Annotated in this window: 14 protein-coding genes and 2 tRNA genes; 5 read left to right on the top strand and 11 right to left on the bottom strand. The window is 61.2% G+C overall.

From position 1 onward, the window contains the following. Window positions 1-44 precede the first annotated feature (44 nt). The 6 genes from rbsD to AA098_RS11090 are packed head-to-tail and all read right to left on the bottom strand — an operon-like array spanning window position 45 to window position 5,916. Window positions 45-443, bottom strand: coding sequence for a D-ribose pyranase (gene rbsD / locus AA098_RS11115; protein ID WP_003250646.1), 399 nt, complete (start codon window positions 441-443; stop codon window positions 45-47). After that, on the bottom strand, window positions 440-1,348 hold the full coding sequence (gene rbsK / locus AA098_RS11110) for a ribokinase (RefSeq protein ID WP_064614219.1): 909 nt from the start codon (window positions 1,346-1,348) through the stop codon (window positions 440-442). Before rbsK ends, rbsD begins: the two co-directional genes overlap by 4 nt. A gap of 15 nt (window positions 1,349-1,363) precedes the next feature. After that, window positions 1,364-2,386, bottom strand: coding sequence for a LacI family DNA-binding transcriptional regulator (locus AA098_RS11105; RefSeq protein ID WP_004574326.1), 1,023 nt, complete (start codon window positions 2,384-2,386; stop codon window positions 1,364-1,366). A 4-nt stretch (window positions 2,387-2,390) separates the two neighbouring features. After that, window positions 2,391-3,386, bottom strand: coding sequence for an ABC transporter permease (locus AA098_RS11100; RefSeq protein ID WP_003250639.1), 996 nt, complete (start codon window positions 3,384-3,386; stop codon window positions 2,391-2,393). Then, window positions 3,383-4,936, bottom strand: a complete 1,554-nt coding sequence (locus tag AA098_RS11095) for a sugar ABC transporter ATP-binding protein (RefSeq protein WP_003250637.1) — start codon at window positions 4,934-4,936, stop codon at window positions 3,383-3,385. The genes AA098_RS11100 and AA098_RS11095 overlap by 4 nt, the downstream gene beginning before the upstream one ends. A 20-nt stretch (window positions 4,937-4,956) precedes the next feature. After that, window positions 4,957-5,916, bottom strand: a complete 960-nt coding sequence (locus AA098_RS11090; protein WP_004574327.1) for a sugar ABC transporter substrate-binding protein — start codon at window positions 5,914-5,916, stop codon at window positions 4,957-4,959. Window positions 5,917-6,283: 367 nt separating this feature from the next. Between AA098_RS11090 and AA098_RS11085 the strand changes: the two genes are divergently transcribed. Then, the gene (locus AA098_RS11085) at window positions 6,284-7,372 is read left to right on the top strand and encodes an asparaginase (RefSeq protein ID WP_003250634.1); all 1,089 of its coding nucleotides are present in this window, start codon (window positions 6,284-6,286) and stop codon (window positions 7,370-7,372) included. A gap of 124 nt (window positions 7,373-7,496) precedes the next feature. On the opposite strand, the gene AA098_RS11080 is transcribed toward AA098_RS11085, so the two are convergent. After that, window positions 7,497-9,371: a sigma 54-interacting transcriptional regulator gene (locus tag AA098_RS11080; protein ID WP_064614218.1), complete on the bottom strand. Its 1,875-nt coding sequence runs from the start codon at window positions 9,369-9,371 to the stop codon at window positions 7,497-7,499. Between the two features lie 201 nt (window positions 9,372-9,572). Between AA098_RS11080 and cynS the strand changes: the two genes are divergently transcribed. From cynS to AA098_RS11060, 4 genes are all read left to right on the top strand, one after another. Further along, window positions 9,573-10,013 (top strand): cyanase, encoded by a 441-nt coding sequence (gene cynS / locus AA098_RS11075; protein WP_003250631.1) that lies wholly within the window; start codon window positions 9,573-9,575, stop codon window positions 10,011-10,013. A gap of 64 nt (window positions 10,014-10,077) precedes the next feature. After that, window positions 10,078-10,902, top strand: coding sequence for a formate/nitrite transporter family protein (locus AA098_RS11070; RefSeq protein ID WP_060537405.1), 825 nt, complete (start codon window positions 10,078-10,080; stop codon window positions 10,900-10,902). A gap of 220 nt (window positions 10,903-11,122) precedes the next feature. Further along, window positions 11,123-11,365 (top strand): DUF1654 domain-containing protein, encoded by a 243-nt coding sequence (locus AA098_RS11065; protein WP_004574330.1) that lies wholly within the window; start codon window positions 11,123-11,125, stop codon window positions 11,363-11,365. 6 nt (window positions 11,366-11,371) lie between these two features. Then, a complete protein-coding gene (locus tag AA098_RS11060) occupies window positions 11,372-12,064 on the top strand; it encodes an endonuclease (protein WP_014591566.1) in 693 nt (230 codons plus the stop codon). A 3-nt stretch (window positions 12,065-12,067) separates the two neighbouring features. On the opposite strand, the gene AA098_RS11055 is transcribed toward AA098_RS11060, so the two are convergent. The 4 genes from AA098_RS11055 to AA098_RS11040 form a co-directional block, all read right to left on the bottom strand. Further along, on the bottom strand, window positions 12,068-12,493 hold the full coding sequence (locus AA098_RS11055) for a hypothetical protein (protein ID WP_003250560.1): 426 nt from the start codon (window positions 12,491-12,493) through the stop codon (window positions 12,068-12,070). A gap of 162 nt (window positions 12,494-12,655) precedes the next feature. Continuing rightward, entirely contained in the window at window positions 12,656-13,225 is a 570-nt protein-coding gene (locus tag AA098_RS11050; protein WP_003250559.1) for an SPOR domain-containing protein, read from the bottom strand. Window positions 13,226-13,356: 131 nt separating this feature from the next. Continuing rightward, a tRNA-Val gene (locus tag AA098_RS11045) sits at window positions 13,357-13,433 on the bottom strand. Between the two features lie 172 nt (window positions 13,434-13,605). Beyond that, window positions 13,606-13,682, bottom strand: a tRNA-Val gene (locus AA098_RS11040). Window positions 13,683-13,797 lie beyond the last annotated feature (115 nt).

Genomic DNA, 13,797 nt, shown 5'->3' with positions numbered 1-13,797 from the left:
ATGAATCATGCGTTTACACAGCCCGGCGTCCTTTGTGGAAGCGGCTAGAAGGTGACGCCGGAGATGAGGGCGATGTTGCTGTAGGGCTGGCACTCGCCTGTACGCACCACCGCACGGGCACTGCGCGACAGCACTTTGAAATCCTCATGGGTCAGCCATTCGCGCTTGCCCAGCTTGCCCTTCAGTCGCTCGATTTCGACCAGCGCGGGTGGCACCACTTTCTGCATTTCCTCGGCCAGCACGTGGCGCTCAACCTGCAATTCGCTCAGCACCACCCGCAGCACACTGGCGAAGTCCGGCAGGCCAGGCGTAATGGCCAGGTCGATCAGCTCGACACCCGGCGGCACCGGCAGCCCGGCATCGCCGATCACCAGGATATCGCCATGCCCCATGCCGGCGATGACTCGCGACAGGGCAACGTTCAGCAGCGGGGTTTTCTTCATGGCGTCAGCTCCGCCAGGTAGGGAATCGACGGCTGGGCACCGGCACGGGTAACCGACAATGCCGCGGCACGCTGACCAAAGGCGATCGCCTCGCCCTCCTTCAGCCCACGCACCAGGGCGGCAGCAAAGCCACCAATGAAGGTATCGCCGGCAGCGGTGGTGTCCAGCGGTTGCACGCGCGGCGCCGGATAGTGCTGATGGCCTTGGGCAGTAACCAGCAAGGCACCTTGCGCACCCAAGGTGATGATCACTTTGCCTGCCCCCAGCTGCAGCAAGCGCTCACCTGCGCGCCGGGCACTGTCCTGGTCGGTCACCGCCACACCGGTCAAGGCTTCGGCCTCGCTTTCGTTAGGGGTAAGGTAATCGATATGCGCAAACCAGTCCGCTGGCAAGGGGCCGGTAGCGGGTGCTGGATTCAGGATGACCTGCTTGCCCAGCTCACGCGCCCTGGCCAGTGTGCACGCCACAGTGTCAGTGGGCACTTCCAGCTGGCAGATGACCACCTCGGCGGCCTGCAGCAGTGCATCGAAACGCAGCACCGACTGCGACGTCAGCAGGCCGTTGGCGCCGGGAATGATGACAATACAGTTCTGGCTGGCAGCATCCACCGTGATCAGCGCCACACCGCTGGACGTGCCCGGGCAGGTGCTGACACCCTGACAGTCGATACCCTCGACATACAAGGCCCGGTGCAGTTGCCGACCGTAATCATCATCCCCCACATTGCCGATCATCGCCACGCTGCCCCCCAGCCGCGCTACCGCCACCGCCTGGTTGGCACCCTTGCCGCCCGGCACCGTGAAAAAGCTATCGCCGGGGAGTGTTTCGCCGGCCCGGGGCAGGCGCTGGGCGCGGACCACCAGGTCCATGTTGAGGCTGCCGACCACCACAACCTTGGCATTCATGACGTTTCCTTAGCGTTAGCGGTATTCATTGAACAGGTCCGGGCGCGGCCCGGTGGATTCACGCAAGACGATACGCGGGGCGACGATACGCTGCTCCGCCGCGCCTTGCCGGGGCGTAGCGATACGCGTCAGCAGCAACGAGGCAGCGCTCTCGCCCAGCTCGCGGATCGACTGGCCCACGGTGGTCAGTGGTGGGTACACGTAGCGGCTCAGTTCGATGTCGTCGAAGCCGATCACCGACAGCTCGCCGGGTACGCTGATATTGCGTTCGGCGGCAGCGCGCAGCACACCAAAGCCGATCATGTCGTTGCCGGCAAAAATCGCCGAGGGCCGCTTGCCTTCCAGCACCTGCGCCGCCGCTGCATGGCCACCCGGGCTGGTGAAGTCGCAGTGCAGTACACGGCTGCCCAGCACAGGCGCACCGGCTTCGGCCATGGCACGGCGGAAGCCGCTCAGGCGCAGCTGGGTAACACCGGTTTCGGCGGGGCCGCCGATATAGGCGACGTCGCGATGGCCCAGCTCCAGCAGGTGCCGGGTGGCCAGGTACGCCCCCTGCTCGTGGTCAATGCGCACCAGGTCGGCATCGACGCCTTCCAGCTCACGGTCGACGATGACCATTGGCGTGCGCACACCGGCCAGGCTTTGCAGCAGGTCGTCGTCCTGGCCCACCGAGGCCACTACCAGGCCGTCGATACGTTTTTCCAGCAGCACGCGCAGGTAGCTGCGCTGCTTCTGCGGGTTGTCGTCGGAGTTGCACAGGATCACGCAATAGCCGTTGCGCTCGCAGGCGTCTTCGATACCCCGCGCCAGCTCGGCAAAGTAAGGGTTGACGCTGTTGGGCACCAACAGGCCGATGGTGGCCGTACTGCGCGCCTTCAGCGAGCGCGCCACCGCACTGGGCACGTAATCCAGTTCGATGATGGCGGCTTCCACTTTCAGCCGCACCTGCTCGCTGACCGGACGGGTCTTGTTGAGTACATGGGACACGGTGGTGTACGAAATACCCGCCAGTGCCGCGACGTCTTTGATGGTTGCCATGGTGTCAGTTCCGCCGGCCTGCGCGCCGGCTACGGTAAGTGTCGAGCACAACGGCGATGACGATCACCGCCCCGGTGATGATGCGTTTGGTCGGCTCGCTGGCGCCGATCTGCGCCAGCCCGGCGGCCAATACGGAAATGATCAGTACGCCAAAGAAGGTGCTGATGACCGAGCCACGCCCGCCCATCAGGCTGGTACCGCCGATCACGACGGCGGCAATGACCTGCAACTCCAGGCCAGACCCGGCGTTGGGGTCGGCGGCTTCCAGCCGCGAGATCTGGAACAGTGCGGCCAGGCCGGCGAGCAGGCCCATCAGGGCGAACACCAGCACTTTGTAAGGGCGCGGATCGATACCGGCCAGGCGCACGGCCTCTTCGTTGGTGCCGATACCGATCAGGTAACGGCCGAACACCGTGCGCGTCAGTACCAACTGGGCGAGCACGATCACCAGCAAGGCGATGATAAACGCTGGCGAAACACCAAAGGCGACCGGGTTGGAGAACCAGGCATAGGCGTCGCCGATATAGGCGGTGCGCGAGTCGGTGAACTGGTAGGCCAGGCCACGGGCCATCTCCAGCACACCAAGCGAGACGATGAACGACGGGATGCGCCAGGCCACGGTGACGCCACCGGTAATGCTGCCGGCCAATGCGGCCACAGCCATGCCCAGCAGCGCCGAGGGCAGCACGCCCCAGCCCCAGCCGAGTATCGCCACGCTCACCGTCGAGGCGGCCAGCGCCAGCACCGAGCCCACCGACAGGTCGATGCCGCCGATGATCAACACGAAGGTCATGCCCACCGCCAGCACCATCAGGTCCGGGATCTGGTTGGCCAGCGTGCTGAAGGTGCCATACGACCAGAAGTGGCTGCTGAGGAACGAGAACAGCACGATCATCGCCAGCAAGGCGCCAGCCAGGCCCAGGTAGGTGCCCAGGCCAAAGTAGGTACCGCTGCGGCGCACGGGGGCGGCTTCCTGGTTGTTGAGCGGGGTGGTTTTCATGCATCCATCCTGGGGGCTGCATCATGCAGCAGCGCGTCACGTTTCTGATAACCGGCGAAGGCGGCGGCAAGCAACTGGTCCTGGCTCCAATGATCACGCGCGAAGGTGTCGATCAGGCGGCCGGCGGACAGCACGGCGATGCGGTCGCAAATCAGCATCAGTTCGCGCAGGTCACTGGACACCACCACCAAGGCCTTGCCTTGGCGCGCCAGCTCGGCCAGCAGGCCATAAATGTCGAACTTGGCGCCCACATCGATGCCACGCGTGGGCTCGTCGAACAGCAGCACCTGGCAATCGCGCTCCAGCCAGCGGCCGATCACCACTTTTTGCTGGTTACCGCCAGACAGCTCACCCACCACCTGCTGCGCGCCGGCACTGCGAATGCGCATGGCCTGGATCTGGCGTTCGGCCAAGGCCTTTTCCGCTTCGCTATCGAGCACACCGGCGCGCGATACCGCGCCCAGGTTGCCCAACGCAATGTTGGCGCTGATCGACTGCGTCAACAGCAGGCCCTCGCCTTTGCGGTCTTCGGTTATCAGCGCGATACCGGCCCGCACTGCAGCCTTGGGCGAGTCGATGTTTACCGCCTGCGGCGGTTGGCCGAGCGCGATACCGCCGCTGTCGGCGCGATCGGCACCGTAGATCAGGCGCAACAGCTCGGTACGGCCGGCGCCGATCAGGCCGGAAATGCCAAAAATCTCCCCTGCCCTGACTTCGAACGACACCTCGCGCACCTTGTCGCCGCGGCACAACTTGTCGACCTTGAGCAGCGGTGCACCCATCTGCCGTCGGCCCAGGTCGATATGCTCGCCCAGCTCGCGGCCGACCATCAGGTTGACCAGCTCGGCGCTGCTGTAGCGCTGGATCGGCTCGTCGCACACCAGCTTGCCATCGCGCAGCACAACGATGCGTTGGGCCACCCGCTGCAACTCTTCCAGGCGATGCGAGATATAGACGATGGCCACGCCGCGCGCGCGCAGGCGCTCGATCTGGGTGAACAGCAACGCCACCTCGCGCGCAGTGAGCATGGCAGTGGGTTCGTCCAGGATCAGCACATGGCAGTCACCGATCAGGTTGCGGGCAATTTCGACCATTTGCTGATGGCCGATGCCCAGTTCACCGACAGGGGTGTCCGGGTCGATGGCGTCGAGCCCGACCCGAGCCATGGCGGCCGTTGCCAGCTGGCGCAGGCGCTTGTGGCTGATCCAGCCGAAACGGCTGGGCAGGTTGTCGAGAAACAGGTTTTCCGCGACGGTCAGCGTCGGCAGCAGGTTCAGTTCCTGCATGACCATGCGCACACCAAGGCGTTCGGCCTCGCTGCGGCTGCCGGGCGCGTAGGCCTGGCCACGGTAGGTCATGTGCCCGGTGGTGGGCACCTCCAGGCCGCTGATGAGCTTGGACAACGTACTCTTGCCCGCGCCGTTCTCGCCGGTCAGGGCCAGCACTTCGCCGGCGCGCAGGCTCAGGCTGACCTCGCCGAGCACGGGCTGGGCGTAGGTCTTGCCCAGGCCGCTGGCGGCAAGCACCACTTCATTGGCCGATGCAGGCATGGCCGATTCTCCTGGCAGCATCAGGGCTTCTTGGTGATGAGTTCGACCGGGGTCTGGATGACGTTGTCGGCATCCACATCAGGCTTTTCGCCCTTGACCATTTTCAGCGCCGCCTGAATGCCATACACCGCCTGCTGGCTGGCGGCCTGGTCGAGGGTGGCAAGCACGCGTCCATCGGCAAGCATTGGCTTGATGGCTTTGATGTTGTCGTAGCCCACCACTTGCACCTGGCCGGCCTTGCCAGCGGCACGCACGGCGGACACAGCGCCCAGGGCCATGCTGTCGTTGCCGGCCAGCAAGGCCTTCAGGTCGGGGTATTCGTTGAGCATGGAGGCGGCGACGGCGTTGCCTTTGTCGATCTCCCAATTGCCGCTTTGTACCGAGACGATGTTCATCTGCGCGGCGTCCATGGCGTCCTTGAAGCCGGCGGTACGCTGCTGGGCATTGGTGGTGGTCGGCACGCCTTCGATAATGCCCACCTGGTCGCCGGCCTTGAGCTTCTGGCTGGCCAGGTAATCGCCAACCAGGCGCGCGCCCTTGCGGTTGTCGGGGCCGACGAAGGGAACGCTGATGCCTTTGCTCTTGAGCAAGTCAGGGTCCAGACGGTTGTCGATGTTGATCACCACCACGCCCTGGTCCATGGCCTTCTTCACCGCCGACACAAGTGCTTTCGAGTCAGCCGGGGCAATCACCAGCGCCTTGGCGCCGGCATTGACCATCTGCTCGACGATGCGGATCTGCTCGCCAGTGTCGGTCTCGTTCTTGATGCCGTTGGCGATCAGGTCGAACTCGTCGGCGTGGGTTTTCTGGTAGTCCTTGGCGCCGTCTTCCATGGTGCGGAAGAACTCGTTGGCCAGCGACTTCATGACAAGGGCGACCTTGGGCTTGTCTTCAGCGTGGGCAGCAGACAATGGCAAGGCGAGGCTAAGCGAGGAAATGACAGCGAGGGCCAGCAGACGACCGGGGAACGGCAGCTTCATGAACGATGACTCCGAATCTTGTGTTTTTTATCGGATCGCAAACGTTTGCGTTGACCAACTATGGTAACAGGACCGTTGTTTGTCAAATCCGTTTGGCTGTCGGAGGCCAATGTGCTGCCGGGGCCGATTATGCAGGCTTTTCCGAAAACCCGAACACCTTTTCCTTTTTTTGTTCGGAATTACGAATGCAATGCCACCTTTTGCAGGCGCGGCTCGGTGCAACACCACACATTGCCGGGGCTGCTACGCGGCCCCTTGCAACGCAAGGCCGCTCCAACCCAGGCAACGCGTGGTGCCTTGGTACGAAAAATGCCTATAGCCCTGCGCGACTCAATAACTATCTCACTAGGAAGCGAGAACAATAACGATGAATGCCGCACTCAAAACCTTCGCCCCCAGCGCACTCGCCCTGCTGCTGATCCTGCCATCCAGCGCCTCGGCCAAAGAAGCCGAAACCCAACAGAAGCTGGCCAACGTGGTCATCCTCGCCACCGGCGGCACCATTGCCGGCGCCGGCGCCAGCGCTGCCAACAGCGCCACTTACCAGGCTGCCAAGCTGGGCGTCGACAAGCTCATCGCCGGCGTGCCAGAACTGGCCGACATCGCCAATGTACGTGGCGAGCAAGTGATGCAGATCGCCTCCGAGAGCATCAGCAATGACGACCTGCTGAAGCTGGGCAAGCGCGTCGCCGAGCTGGCCGAAAGCAAGGACGTGGACGGCATCGTCATCACCCATGGCACCGACACCCTCGAAGAAACCGCCTACTTCCTCAACCTGGTAGAGAAGACCGACAAGCCAATCGTGGTGGTCGGCTCGATGCGTCCGGGTACCGCCATGTCCGCCGACGGCATGCTCAACCTGTACAACGCCGTGGCCGTAGCCAGCGACAAGCAGTCGCGTGGCAAGGGCGTGCTGGTGACCATGAACGACGAGATCCAGTCCGGCCGCGATGTGAGCAAGGCGGTCAACATCAAGACCGAAGCCTTCAAGAGCGCCTGGGGCCCGATGGGCATGGTGGTGGAAGGCAAATCGTACTGGTTCCGCCTGCCGGCCAAGCGCCATACGGTCAATTCCGAGTTCGATATCAAGCAGATCAGCAGCCTGCCGCAGGTGGACATTGCCTATGGCTATGGCAACGTCACCGACACAGCCTACAAGGCGCTGGCACAGAACGGCGCCAAGGCGCTGATCCATGCCGGTACCGGCAACGGTTCGGTATCGTCGCGGGTAGTCCCGGCGCTGCAAGAACTGCGCAAGAACGGCGTGCAGATCATCCGCTCGTCGCATGTCAACCAGGGTGGTTTCGTACTGCGTAACGCCGAACAGCCGGATGACAAGAACGACTGGGTCGTGGCTCACGACCTGAACCCGCAAAAAGCGCGGATCCTGGCGATGGTGGCAATGACCAAGACCCAGGACAGCAAAGAGCTGCAACGCATCTTCTGGGAGTACTGATCAACCACCCATGGCCGGTGCCCCACATCACCGGCCATTCTTCCCTTCCAGATCAATCCCGCCCGGCCGCCATTCAACTGGGGCTCGCATCAGTGGGTTTCTTCTCTGGCTTGCGCAAGCGGCTCTATTTGTAATCTCTCGGATCAACGCCCCACTTCTTGAGTCGAGACGCCAAGGTTGTGGGCTTCAACCCCAGCAATTGCGCAGCACCACCCTCGCCGGAGACTTTCCCTGCTGTTCGCTTGAGCACAGAGATCGCATTCAGCTTCATCTGCCGCTCCCAGTCTTTGTCGGCAGTCGGCTCGGGCTGGCATTGTGAAGTTGAAGATACAGGGCCACTGGACGGGGCGCTTGGCGCCAGAACCTCATGAAAGCTCACGCGACCGTCTCGGGAGACGATGGTCTGTCGCTCAATCACATTTTGAAGCTCGCGAATGTTGCCTGGCCAGGCGCACTGCTGAAGCACCGCGACTTGGGTCAGCGACATGCGAATGCCCGGCTTGTTAAACGCCAGGCTAGCCCTTTCAAGAAAATGGCTGGCGAGCAACGGAATGTCCTCAAGTCGCTCCCGCAAGGGCACCGAGCGTATAGGGAACACATTCAAGCGGAAGTATAAATCTTCCCGGAACGCCCCTCGGGCGACCATATCGCGCAGGTCACGGTTCGTTGCGGCGATAACTCGCACATCAACGGCCCTGGTGCGATTGTCGCCTACAGGCTCAAACTGGCGGTCCTGTAGAACACGGAGCAACTTGCTTTGTAACTCCAGCGGAATCTCTCCCACCTCATCGAGAAACAAGGTACCTCCGTCCGCCAATTCAAAGCGACCCACTCGGTTGCTGACCGCTCCGGTGAAGGCCCCTTTGAGGTGGCCGAAGAACTCGCTCTCGAACAATTCACGGGGTACCGCGGCGCAATTGACCCGAATCAGAGGGCGGTCGCGCCGGGGGCTGCTGGCATGAATCGCGCGAGCCACAAGCTCCTTACCCGTGCCTGACTCGCCGGTGACCAACACGTTGGCGTCGGTAGCTGCGACCAGGTCGATCTGCTGTAACAGATGCTTGACCGCTGGGCTTTCGCCGACGATCTCGTGGTGATTGCCGTGGGCGTTGATTTCCTCCTGCAGGTATTGGTTTTCCATCTCCAGCCGAGTCTTCAACTGCTCTACTTCACTTAGCGCATCGCGCAGGCGCGCTTCAGTGCGCTGTCGTTCGCGGATGTCCCGAAACAACACCACCGCCCCCACCAGCCTTCCCATCTCGAAGATTGGAGTGCTGGTGTACTCGACGGCGATTGGTTCGCCGCTCTTGTGCCAGAACACCTCGTGGTCCACGCGATGAACTTGTCCATCGCTGAACGAAGCATGGATGGGGCACTGATTGACCTCGAACGCACGTCCGTCGCTATGGCTGTGGTGGAACAAATGGTGGGCATCCTGGCCAATCATGTCGACGGCACTCCACCCCAGAATACGCTCGGCGGCGGGGTTGATGAACGTGGTCTGGCCCCGGGTATCGAGCCCATAGATGCCCTCGCCAACTGCACCAAGAATCAGCCGGTTCTGCTGCTGGATGCGCTCGAACACCTGGCTGATCCGCTCCCACCCCACGTGGCCCAAACGGTGTTGGCGGCGCGCCTCAGCCCGGTTACGGCGCTGCTCCAAAAGGTCCCGGCGCTGCACCGCCAGTACAATTTTCCCGCCCTCAACCGCGCTAGCCGAAACCTCCACCGCTATTTGCCGCAGTTGCAGATCCACCAGCAGCAGGTCGTCCGACCACGCTTCGCCTTGAGTCAGCACCTCATCCGTAAAGCTCACCCACAGTGCGATTCCCCCTCGCAGAAAATGGCTAAAGGCATGACCGGAAAGCTCATTTGCGGCGCAGCCCAGTAAATCGAGCGCGGCGTTGTTGGCTTGCAGTACCCGATCATCTACCGGGTGGATTAACAGCATGGCAACGGCGGAGTCGGCAGCGACTCCGAGGGCGACGGCGTCTGTCACTGATGGATATCCTCGAACCGATTTTCACGACATTTCGTGAACAATATTACGACCTTTCGTGATTTACGAAATTTCGTAAATAAACCTCGCCATCAAACAAAAAATAACTCAATAAAATCATGCAGTTACAAAAAACAGGAGATTGGCACATCTCTCGCTATGGGTGTGTTCACCTTAAACCAAACTGCGGGAGCAGAAATAATGGACAAACTTGAAATGCATCACCTGATCATGGCCGCGAAAGCACGCAAGGGCCTGAGCTGGGATGATCTTGCCAACGCAGTGGGCAAGGCCCCGGTATGGCTTGCATCGGTCTGCTACGGCATGAATAGCGCGCCGCTGGAAGTGGCAACGCATCTTTGCGAGGTATTGGAGCTGGATGATCAAGTCGCCGCCACCTTAACCGCTTTCCCAGTCAAGGGCTGGGACAAGTCCATCCCTCAAGACCCGCTGATCTATCGACTGTATGAAGTCGTGGGCGTCTATGGCCCGACCCTGAAAGACGTGATCCAGGAAAAATTTGGCGACGGCATCATGAGTGCCATCGACTTTTCCATGCATGTCGAGCGAATCGAAGACCCCAAAGGCGACCGGGTTCTGTTGACCCTCAATGGCAAGTTCTTGCCGTACCGTTCCTGGTAAACCCATCCAACCCTCGGCACCCCTCCAGGGGTGCCGCCTATTACCCGCAGTTGAGGGAGCCGCCATGTCTTATCTGCTACCCACCGATTTTGTCACCAAGATGCTCGATGCCGGCGCATCAAAGGTCCACATGTCCACTCGCGACACGCTGATCCGCAGCTATATGGCCGGGGCAATTCTGGCCCTGGCGGCCGTATTCGCAGTGACCATCGCAGTACAGACAGGCTCAGCCCTGCTAGGCGCAGTACTGTTTCCGGTTGGTTTTTCAATGCTCTACCTTATGGGCTTCGACCTGCTCACTGGGGTCTTCATGCTCACCCCGCTGGCATTACTGGACAAACGTCCCGGGGTCACCGTTAGGGGAATTCTGCGCAACTGGGGCCTGGTGTTCGTCGGCAACTTCGCCGGCGCCCTTACGGTCGCCTGCATGATGGCCTTCGTCTTTACCTATGGTTTCCACGCTTCCCCCGGCGCCGTGGGAGAGAAAATTGCCAGCATCGGTGAGGCCCGCACCCTGGGTTACGAGCAATACGGGCTGGCAGGCTGGTTGACGATCTTCCTGCGTGGCGTGCTGTGTAACTGGATGGTGTCGATGGGCGTGGTCGGCGCAATGATCTCCACCTCTGTGAGCGGCAAGGTGATCGCCATGTGGATGCCGATCATGCTGTTTTTCTTCATGGGCTTCGAGCACTCGGTCGTGAACATGTTCCTGTTCCCTTCCGCAATGATCATGGGCGGCGACTTCTCGCTCATGGACTACCTGGCGTGGAACGAAATCCCCACCGTACTGGGCAACCTGGTGGGCGGCCTGGCCTTCACAGGCCTGACGCTGTACGGCACCCACATCCGTACGGCCGCGAAGAAAGCCACCAGCGCAACAACCTGCTGAAGCGATAAAGAAGGCAGGCAGCCTCAGTCGCCGCCTGTCTCACTTCATACCCAGGACAAAAAAGAGGTTTTGCTTTGCACTGCTACTAACCCGAACATCGTTTACATTTCAGAACGGTGTCATGGCTTACGGACCAACGCTGGATTTCCCCTGACAAGCTGTTGCGAATTTACTTACAGTGAAATACTGTATGCACATACAGCAAAACAAGGAAATTCCTGTGTCCAGCACCGCCTCCGCCACCCCGAGCAGCTATGAACAGCTGGGTGTACGCATCCAGAAGATCATCAACAGCCCCACCGCCCAGCGCAGCCGTGCGGCGCTGATCTTCCGCCTGGAACAGGAAAGCCCGGATGACTGGGAGACCCTGCTTCAGGAGATTGCAGAAAACGACAACGTCACCCTCGCCCATCGCGACGATGGCGGTGTGCAGATTTTCTGGACCGTACCGAAGGAAGATTGACTGCGCATGAGAGTTTCGCTTTTCGCAGCAGCTTGCCTGTTACTGACCACTCCGCTTGTTCAAGCCGACGCCCCGCGCACCTTCCAGGAGGCCAAGAAGGTCGCCTGGAAGCTCTATGCGCCGCAATCGACCGAGTTTTATTGCGGCTGTAAATACAAAGGCAACAAGGTCGACCTGGCATCTTGCGGCTATACCCCACGCAAGAACGCCCAGCGCGCGTCGCGCATCGAGTGGGAGCACATCGTACCCGCCTGGCAGATCGGCCATCAGCGCCAGTGCTGGCAGAGCGGCGGGCGCAAGCAGTGCTCGCAGCATGACGAAGTGTACCAACGCGCCGAAGCCGACCTGCACAACCTGGTGCCAAGCATCGGCGAGGTCAACGGCGACCGCAGCAACTTCAGCTTCGGCTGGCTACCAGAACAACGCGGCCAGTATGGCCGCTGCCTGACCCAGGTCGACTTCAAGGCCAAGAAGGTGATGCCGCGCCCGTCGATCCGCGGCATGATCGCCCGCACCTACTTCTACATGAGCAAGCAGTACAACCTGCGCCTGTCCAAACAGGACCGCCAGCTGTTCGAAGCCTGGAACAAGACCTACCCGCCGCAAGCCTGGGAGCAGCAACGCAACCAACAGGTCGCCTGCGTGATGGGGCGAGGAAACGCGTTCGTGGGGCCGGTCAACCTCAAGGCGTGCGGTTGATCCTCAGGCCAGCGCCTGTAAATAGGCACTGGCTTGGCGATAACGGGCCAGCCGCGCCAGGTCGGCGGGGCCCGGGCAAGGGATGCGCGAGAGGTCGCTGTTGTCGGCCAGATCAGCCAGCTTGACGGTGCGCGCCAACGGGTCTTCGCCCAGGCGCACCACGAAATCCTGGTAAGGCTCGCCTTCGCGGCGGCTAAGCGCCAGCAACGCAGCCAGGATTTTCAGCGCGAAGCCCTCACGCGCCAGGTCGGACAGGGTCAGCGGGGTGTCTTCGATCACATCGTGAAGCACCGCCACAATCCGCTGCTCAGGTGTGGAAACCCGCATCATCACGCGTAACGGGTGGAGGATATAAGCAGCCCCACCCTTATCGTATTGCCCTTCATGCGCCCTGGCGGCCACGGCAATGGCCCGCTCCAGTGTAGACATGAGGCCCTCCCCGTTTGGCATCTCCCAACCCAAGCATAGCCAAACTTGTGTGAACAGCGCCTGACACAAGCCTTGGCCGCGGCGCCACTGTACTGGCTTAGGCTCTGTACGATAAGCCTTGATACTTGGTCATGCTGCGTCTCAAGACTTCTCGAACAGACCCTAGCGTGCTGCGCCGTGCTGGATGACCACCGAATCGGTACCCAGCTTGGCCATCACTTCGTCCCTGCGCGCTTGCGCTTCTTCGCGGGTGGGGAACGGCCCCATCAGCACCACCGGCTTGCCGTCACGGTACTCCACCGAAGAGGGGATGCCCTTTTCGATCAGGCGCGCCGTCATATCGCTGAGTGCGCCCATGTTGGCGCCCTGTACCACTTCCACATCCCACCCCTGGGGCGCCGGCTGGTCTGCCAGCGCCTCGGCACGGCGCTGCAGGTCGGCTCCGCCGCAGAGTTCACGGATACGCAGGTTGTTGCCGGTATCGTCAACGATGATGTCGTACTGGCCATCGCGCTTGATCGCCACGTAGCTGCGGTAGGCTTCGTACTGCCCGGCATCGTCCTTGCCGCGGACCTGACCGCAGATGGTGCCCTGGGTGTCGATCCGCACGTTGCCGAACTTGGCGGTCTTGGGGTTATGCAGGTGTTCGGCCACCTGCTTGTGCACGCCTTCGACCTCGTTCTCACAGCCCGCCAGGGCGAGCACTGCCATTACCACAGCCAGTTTGCGCACGCGTGTACCTCCAGATTCGAAGGAGCGGATTCTAGCACGCCGGGTATGCCCCGGACCGCGACCAAACGTTACACGCTGCTTCGGGCGCAAATGCAAAAAGGGCGATCATTTCTGATCGCCCTTTTTCGATTTGGTAGGCACAATTGGACTCGAACCAACGACCCCCACCATGTCAAGGTGGTGCTCTAACCAACTGAGCTATGTGCCTGTCGTGTGGTGCGCATATTAGTGGCCCGATGCGTACCTGTAAAGCTTTTTTTTGAGAAAAATCAAAAACTTTCGAATGAAAGCGCTTTGCGTCCATGCCGCGGTATTCCCGCTCGCGCGGCAATGGACAATGAAAAAAGGGGTGACCCTTTCGGATCACCCCTTTTTCGATTTGGTAGGCACAATTGGACTCGAACCAACGACCCCCACCATGTCAAGGTGGTGCTCTAACCAACTGAGCTATGTGCCTGTCGTGTGGTGCGCATTCTACGCATTACAAAAACCCTGTCAACACTTTTTTTCGCGCTAACCTACTGAATCTTAAACTCTTTATAGAGAGGCTGACTGAGGGGGGCCCCGTAAAG

The organism is Pseudomonas sp. JY-Q (genome assembly GCF_001655295.1).
Classification (GTDB): domain Bacteria; phylum Pseudomonadota; class Gammaproteobacteria; order Pseudomonadales; family Pseudomonadaceae; genus Aquipseudomonas; species Aquipseudomonas alloputida.
The sequence above is the reverse complement of the archived record's forward strand: the minus strand, read 5'-3'. Positions and strand labels throughout refer to the sequence as shown.

Bases quoted from the DNA above. Each gene is read 5' to 3' on its own strand.
- rbsD (WP_003250646.1), bottom strand. From the start codon at position 443: ATGAAGAAAACCCCGCTGCTGAACGTTGCCCTGTCGCGAGTCATCGCC.
- rbsK (WP_064614219.1), bottom strand. From the start codon at position 1,348: ATGAATGCCAAGGTTGTGGTGGTCGGCAGCCTCAACATGGACCTGGTG.
- AA098_RS11105 (WP_004574326.1), bottom strand. From the start codon at position 2,386: ATGGCAACCATCAAAGACGTCGCGGCACTGGCGGGTATTTCGTACACC.
- AA098_RS11100 (WP_003250639.1), bottom strand. From the start codon at position 3,386: ATGAAAACCACCCCGCTCAACAACCAGGAAGCCGCCCCCGTGCGCCGC.
- AA098_RS11095 (WP_003250637.1), bottom strand. From the start codon at position 4,936: ATGCCTGCATCGGCCAATGAAGTGGTGCTTGCCGCCAGCGGCCTGGGC.
- AA098_RS11090 (WP_004574327.1), bottom strand. From the start codon at position 5,916: ATGAAGCTGCCGTTCCCCGGTCGTCTGCTGGCCCTCGCTGTCATTTCC.
- AA098_RS11085 (WP_003250634.1), top strand. From the start codon at position 6,284: ATGAATGCCGCACTCAAAACCTTCGCCCCCAGCGCACTCGCCCTGCTG.
- cynS (WP_003250631.1), top strand. From the start codon at position 9,573: ATGGACAAACTTGAAATGCATCACCTGATCATGGCCGCGAAAGCACGC.
- AA098_RS11070 (WP_060537405.1), top strand. From the start codon at position 10,078: ATGTCTTATCTGCTACCCACCGATTTTGTCACCAAGATGCTCGATGCC.
- AA098_RS11060 (WP_014591566.1), top strand. From the start codon at position 11,372: ATGAGAGTTTCGCTTTTCGCAGCAGCTTGCCTGTTACTGACCACTCCG.
- AA098_RS11055 (WP_003250560.1), bottom strand. From the start codon at position 12,493: ATGTCTACACTGGAGCGGGCCATTGCCGTGGCCGCCAGGGCGCATGAA.